Raw genomic sequence first — 4,217 nt, 5'->3', positions numbered from 1 at the left:
TTGTCCTCTTACCGGGGACCGGAGGTTCAAATCCTCTCGCCTCCGCCAGCTAGATAACTGAACACATGCGCCCGTAGCTCAACGGATAGAGCATCTGACTACGGATCAGAAGGTTGGGAGTTCGAATCTCTTCGGGCGCGCTGAAAACCGCTGGCAGTTGGCGTGACTGTCAGCATGAAGGTCGGCGACACGCCCGTGATCTGACGCTTTCCTGATACTTTCAGTCTCCACAATCGCCACCTGCGTATTCGTCCAGCACGGCCCGCACATCAGGGCCAAGGGTCTGCCGCTGCGGGCCGTCCATCCCAGACTCAGCGACCAACGCTGTCAGCGCCTCGACACCGAAACGAGGAAGTAGCACAGTGTGCGGGGGAGCGTCACCCTTGCAGGCGTCCTGCCGATGCAGCGGTTTGCCAGGGATTCGGCCGTGGTCGATCAACGTGCCAGTGATCGTCACCGTCGGCGGGTCCGCCAACAGGTCAACGTCGCTCCATCGAAGCGCCAGCACCTCGTTCGGCCGCGCACCTGTCGCCGCCATTAGCTCGACGAAGGCGGCCAACAGGCGACCGGGCCGCGGACCTGGGGCCTTCCTGTTGTTGTAGGTCCGCAGCGCGGCCCGCACGCGCTCAAACTCCGCCGATGAGGCTGCTCGCGCCGGCATCCGTTCCGTCTTGACCGTGCGGGCCTCCCTGATTGGATTCACCGACAGCACGTCATAGCGCACAGCCAGCCCGTACATCCCAGACAGGACATCCGAAGCCGCTTGGCGTGCGTTGTTGACCCCATCTGCTGCAGGCGGGCATCCGCATGGCTTGTGGGCATCTCCGTTACGCGCAGCGCGCCGAGCTGCTCGGCGCCGTGTACCTTCCAAACCTCCCGATAAGCCTGCGCGGTCTGCTCACTGACGCCGTCGACGAGTTCCTTTGTCTCAATCCAGAGTTCGAACAACTCCGACAGCGACGTCCGCTGCGTCACAGCTTGTCCCGACAACGGTGCGCGGCGGTTAGCTAAGTGCCGCCGAAGAATTCGCCGAGCATCCTCGTTCGACTTGGCGCTTGAACGCTCCACCCGTCGCCGCCTACCGTCCGCGTCACAGATGTAAGTGGAGGCGAAAAACATTCCACCGCTAGATCACTCGGTGATCTTGCCATGTCACCCGGCCACATCCGCTGTCTAGGCATCTGCACTACCACACCGGCCGGATTACGTCGTTGCATCGGTGAGCCTTCCGCTTGGAGCCGTTTGAAGCGTCCTAGGAGGGTGTGACACGGGCGGCCAACCTGCCTTTTAGGCGTTTCCCGAAAAAGGGTGCGCAAGCTCAGCCGCGGGGCATGAGATCGAACACCGGAGCGGTGGGCGCGTTCACCCGCTGGTCTGCGGCCTCGAAAATCGCCACGAGCGCCAGGACTTCCGGCGTGGTCAGGTCGGCCAGCTTGATGCGATTCATGATCGCGAGCGCCCGGTCGATGGCAGGCCCATGGACGATGGCCAGGAATTCGTTGAGGTCGACACCGTTCATGCGTCTGCCCCGTCGTCGTCGACCTGCACGGCGATAATAGCGATCAGGAGGGCCGCAAGTTCGCGCGCGTCAACGGGTGTCAGAAAAACGTCGGTGTCGGACCCCTCGGCGAGATCAGCAGCCGAGCGGAGGTCATTAGCGTGTCGCCGGATAGTGTCTGCGACACTCTCGCCCGCCATCTTGGCCTCCTCCTTCGCTATCGCCCTCCCTAACTCCTGCAAGTAGTCCAGCCGTTCGCTGCTGATGAATTCGCCGCGGAGCCTGTCCGCAATACGGTCGAAGTCGTCGCTCATCGCCGCGCCTCCAGAATCGCGTTGATAACGGCAACCGCTTCCGCCAGCGTCGGGAAACGTTCGGCGCCGTGCAAGTATCCGACGCCGCCGTTAGGCTCGGCCGCCACCACGAGGTATTCGCGTTTGGTGCCATCGAAGTTCCACGATGACTCCACCCAATAGCGGCCACCGAGAAGCTTGGTTTCCCGGCGATATGCGCGCACCGGGTCATGTTCAAACCAGTAATGCCCGATGGCCTTGTTGGCGCGGGTCGCGGGAAGCATGAAGGGTGTACGTAAGTCACAGGCGGGAGCGTTCAACACTCCAGCCGACACGCAGGAAGTCGTAAGGAATTCAGCAGCCGGAGCCGTGGTCATACGCACGCATCGTGACCTTCCGATAATCTGCGACCTTGTAACGCTTGTGGTCACGTGGACACGGGCACGACCGCGACATTCGGCATCGGCGCGCGGCCGCCGGCGGGGGTCTGGCGGTGGCGCGGACGCTGACGAAGAAAGGCGGCGCCTCAACGGCGAGTTGTCAGTGCGGCTTCGAAGGTGGGACTCGCCGCCACGCTGACTTGCTCGACATGTGCGTTATAAGTCCGCCGATTCGGGGAACCCGTAGTGCGAGACGGTGTCGACTCCGGACGCCGCTAGGACAGGAGCTGAAATGATCGGATCAATAATCCTCGCCCTCATCGTGGGCGCGATCATCGGTTTGGTGGCGCGTCTCGTCATGCCGGGTAAGCAAGACATCGGCATGGTCACGACGGTTCTAATCGGTGCCCTAGGTGGCTTGATCGGCTCAGTGGTGGCTAGCCAGTTCGGATACCACAATGCCAATGGTGGAGTCGCCTGGATTCCGTTTTTCATCGGAGTCGCCGCTGCCGTCGTGCTCATCGCGATCTACGAATCCGTGATGGGTCGGCGTACCCGTACCGGCATCTTGGGTCGGCGTGGCGGTACCGGCATCTTGGGTCGGCGTACCCGTACCAGGTTGCCTTGGTAGCTGGCTCGAACGACAGCTCGGCGTTCTCCAGATAGCCGGGCGAAGAGACTCGCGCAGATACGCACCGGAGCTAGCTGGTCATTTTGGCCTCAGCCCGATTAACCGTCCGGTGCGCTAGGCGCGCTCACCAGGGTTACGGTGATGCCCGTTAGGCCCTGCTTCGTCCATAGGAGATTTGATGGCGGCCAGGTTCGAAATCAGCAAGGACGACGCGGGCAAGTTCCGGTTCCACCCGAAAGCCCCGAACGGTGAGATCATCGCTGCCAGCCAGGGTTACGAGACGAAGGCCAGCGCCTGGTGCGTTCACCCGTTGGTCCGCCGACTCGAACACGGCGACGAGCGCCAAGATCTCCTGCGAGGTCAGGTCCACTGGCTTAACCCGATCCATTAGGGGGGCTAGCCGCCCTGCGCCGGCCAGCGCGCGACGGCCAGGACGTCGTGCAATTCGATGCCGTTCATCGCTGCGCCTCCAGTACCTGTCGCATCGATCTATTAAGTGGAAATATCGGCGCTATTCGGGACCCGGTGAAGGGAGTGATCAATGACTTGGTCAATGTCATCCGTCGTCCGCAGCAACATCAGGAAGATCGCCGTGGCGGGGGTGCTTATCGCTATACCCACGGCCGCAGTGAGCGTCCCGGCGTATGCGGCGCCCGGTTTCGACGGCACGCCGAATACGCCGGCTGTCCTCCCGGCGCCGCCGCCAGCGGATCCACCGACCGATGCACCACAGCCGCCACCGCCTCCACCACCGCCGGCCCAACCGCCGGTGAATCAACAGCAGCCAGAAGACTTCTGGCCTTACGCTGGCACTGGCAGTTTCTGAGTGTCCGAAGGTTCTCGGCTGCGTGAATGCCGCCCCTGTGCTTAGCGTGGCTTTCGGTCCCATCGCAGCACCGACCCGTCGCCCCTCATTGACACTCGGCATTGTTCGACTGGACCGACCTGGGCGCGTTCGCTGGCGAGAACCAGCTGGCATAGGTTTGGCTAGCGCTCACCCGCGGCCCAGTCCGGCCGCCGCACGGGCGTCACCCGGGTCCTGGGCGGATTGGTGAAGGGGATCTTCGATGGGGTGATCTGTGCGTTCCAGGCCCATACCGACACGGCGGTCCTGCCTGACCTCGTGGCACGGATCGCGACAGTACTTCCGGCAGCTTCCACCGCGACGTTACGGTCCCGAGCTGACGAAATCGCGGAAGGCCCGCACGGCCGGGGTCATGGGGCGGTCGCTCGCCCAGATCAGGCCGATGTGACGGGCTGCCCTGGGACGCAACGGTATCTCTACGACCCCCGGCGGTGGGGCGGGCTGCGCCGCGGGCAGCACGGCCACGCCGAGACCGGCGGCGACCAGGCCCCGTAGCGTGTCCATCGCCTCGCCCTCGAAGGCCAGCGCCGGGGTGAAGCCGGCCGCCTGA

At 63.6% G+C, this 4,217-nt stretch carries 8 protein-coding genes and 1 tRNA gene; 3 read left to right on the top strand and 6 right to left on the bottom strand.

Annotation, left to right across the window (positions count from 1 at the left end; all coding sequences use genetic code 11):
* Nucleotides 1-67 precede the first annotated feature (67 nt).
* Nucleotides 68-140 (top strand) — tRNA-Arg (locus VNW74_RS11410).
* Nucleotides 141-220: 80 nt separating this feature from the next.
* Here VNW74_RS11410 and VNW74_RS11405 read toward each other — a convergent pair.
* The 5 genes from VNW74_RS11405 to VNW74_RS11385 all read right to left on the bottom strand — a co-directional run bounded on the left by VNW74_RS11405 (nucleotide 221) and on the right by VNW74_RS11385 (nucleotide 2,075).
* Entirely contained in the window at nucleotides 221-739 is a 519-nt protein-coding gene (locus VNW74_RS11405; protein ID WP_325676804.1) for a hypothetical protein, read from the bottom strand.
* Nucleotides 700-975, bottom strand: a complete 276-nt coding sequence (locus VNW74_RS11400; RefSeq protein WP_325676802.1) for a hypothetical protein — start codon at nucleotides 973-975, stop codon at nucleotides 700-702. The genes VNW74_RS11405 and VNW74_RS11400 overlap by 40 nt, the downstream gene beginning before the upstream one ends.
* Before the next feature lie 343 nt (nucleotides 976-1,318).
* Nucleotides 1,319-1,519, bottom strand: a complete 201-nt coding sequence (locus VNW74_RS11395) for a hypothetical protein (protein ID WP_325676800.1) — start codon at nucleotides 1,517-1,519, stop codon at nucleotides 1,319-1,321.
* Nucleotides 1,516-1,812 carry a hypothetical protein gene (locus VNW74_RS11390; RefSeq protein ID WP_325676798.1) on the bottom strand — a complete coding sequence of 99 codons (297 nt, stop codon included), beginning with the start codon at nucleotides 1,810-1,812 and terminating at the stop codon, nucleotides 1,516-1,518. Before VNW74_RS11390 ends, VNW74_RS11395 begins: the two co-directional genes overlap by 4 nt.
* The gene (locus VNW74_RS11385; protein WP_325676796.1) at nucleotides 1,809-2,075 is read right to left on the bottom strand and encodes a hypothetical protein; all 267 of its coding nucleotides are present in this window, start codon (nucleotides 2,073-2,075) and stop codon (nucleotides 1,809-1,811) included. The genes VNW74_RS11390 and VNW74_RS11385 overlap by 4 nt, the downstream gene beginning before the upstream one ends.
* A gap of 388 nt (nucleotides 2,076-2,463) precedes the next feature.
* Between VNW74_RS11385 and VNW74_RS11380 the strand changes: the two genes are divergently transcribed.
* A complete protein-coding gene (locus tag VNW74_RS11380) occupies nucleotides 2,464-2,802 on the top strand; it encodes a GlsB/YeaQ/YmgE family stress response membrane protein (RefSeq protein ID WP_325676794.1) in 339 nt (112 codons plus the stop codon).
* 178 nt (nucleotides 2,803-2,980) lie between these two features.
* Nucleotides 2,981-3,193, top strand: coding sequence for a YegP family protein (locus VNW74_RS11375; protein WP_325676792.1), 213 nt, complete (start codon nucleotides 2,981-2,983; stop codon nucleotides 3,191-3,193).
* Between the two features lie 777 nt (nucleotides 3,194-3,970).
* On the opposite strand, the gene VNW74_RS11370 is transcribed toward VNW74_RS11375, so the two are convergent.
* Nucleotides 3,971-4,217, bottom strand: a 247-nt coding sequence (locus VNW74_RS11370; RefSeq protein WP_325676789.1) for a LysR substrate-binding domain-containing protein, incomplete at its 5' end; no start/stop codon positions are given.

It is taken from the genome of Mycobacterium sp., assembly GCF_035570115.1.
Taxonomy (GTDB): Bacteria; Actinomycetota; Actinomycetes; order Mycobacteriales; family Mycobacteriaceae; genus Mycobacterium.
The sequence above is the reverse complement of the archived record's forward strand: the minus strand, read 5'-3'. Positions and strand labels throughout refer to the sequence as shown.